Consider the following 1176-nt stretch of genomic DNA (forward strand, 5'->3'; position numbering starts at 1 on the left):
TTTATTAGTTTTATATTAGTATTAACTAAATTTTAACTATGTTTTTATCAAATTTATTATAACTATTATTTTACTCCAAATAAACTCCACTTTCTGTAATTTCTCCTATAATCTAAAATCATTTTATAAGATGCAATTATTAAAAATGTAAAACAAATTGTAGCCAAGATATAATACATAAATTCATTTTGACTAAATATCTTTGAGTTTATTAATCCTCCAAACAAATTAAAAATCATATGTAACATTATATTTGCGTAGATAGAGTTAAAGTACATATACATTAAAGCAAGCACTATACCTAATATAAAAGCATATATACCTTGAACGATATTTCCATGTGCTATTGCAAATAATAATGCTTGTCCCACTATAGCAGTTCCTATTTTATAATTTTCTTTTAAGTGATTAAATATAACCCCTCTAAATATTATTTCTTCATATATAGGAATCAGAGCTATCATGCAAATTATATTTAGAATCGAATTTGTTTGCGATGTTATGTTATTACTTACTTTTTCATAACTCGGGAATAATTCAGCTAAAAAATTTATTAGTATTGACATAACAATACTCAATGCAATCCCAAATAAAATAATATACATCATGTCTTTAAAATCGATTTTTTTTATTTTATATCGATATATAATAATATTTATTCTTGTTCTATAAAACTTATATACAATAATTAATGTAATTAGGTCTGCTAAAAAAACTATGGTAAAATTGTATTGATTAAAATCTTCAAATAAAATATTTGCAAATACCATAATAACAACTGAACTAATAAAGTTAGTTATTAATAATCCAAATAATAGGCCCAAGGTCCTTGAAATTCTTTCCATAAATATTTCTCCTTTTAATTTAAAACTTTATCATCTTATTAAAAATGAATATATTACCATTAATACATTTAAAAGATTTTTAATCAATAGATATGGACTAACATTGTACATTTTGAGGTTAACATTGAATTAATTAATAAAATATATGAAAATAAAAACCTTTCTATATTATTAATTATTATTTTGTAAGCAATATACTTACTATTTCATTACTAAATAATTACTAGCTGTAAGCTTTGATTTTACTGAATTCTATGTATAACTATATAAAATAAATATTAATTTCATTATAAAACTTAAATTTAATTTTTATAATTCAAAGTTAAAACTC

General features: G+C 20.6%; 1 protein-coding gene. It reads right to left on the bottom strand.

The window, feature by feature from the left end; all coding sequences use genetic code 11:
- Positions 1-65: 65 nt before the first annotated feature.
- Positions 66-845, bottom strand: a complete 780-nt coding sequence (locus VN21_RS17600; RefSeq protein WP_046824422.1) for a CPBP family intramembrane glutamic endopeptidase — start codon at positions 843-845, stop codon at positions 66-68.
- Positions 846-1176 lie beyond the last annotated feature (331 nt).

It is taken from the genome of Paraclostridium benzoelyticum, assembly GCF_001006285.1.
GTDB classification, from domain to species: Bacteria; Bacillota; Clostridia; order Peptostreptococcales; family Peptostreptococcaceae; genus Paraclostridium; species Paraclostridium benzoelyticum.

What these genes read in the sequence shown, in the direction of transcription:
- VN21_RS17600 (WP_046824422.1), bottom strand. Translation starts at nt 845, where the DNA reads ATGGAAAGAATTTCAAGGACCTTGGGCCTATTATTTGGATTATTAATA.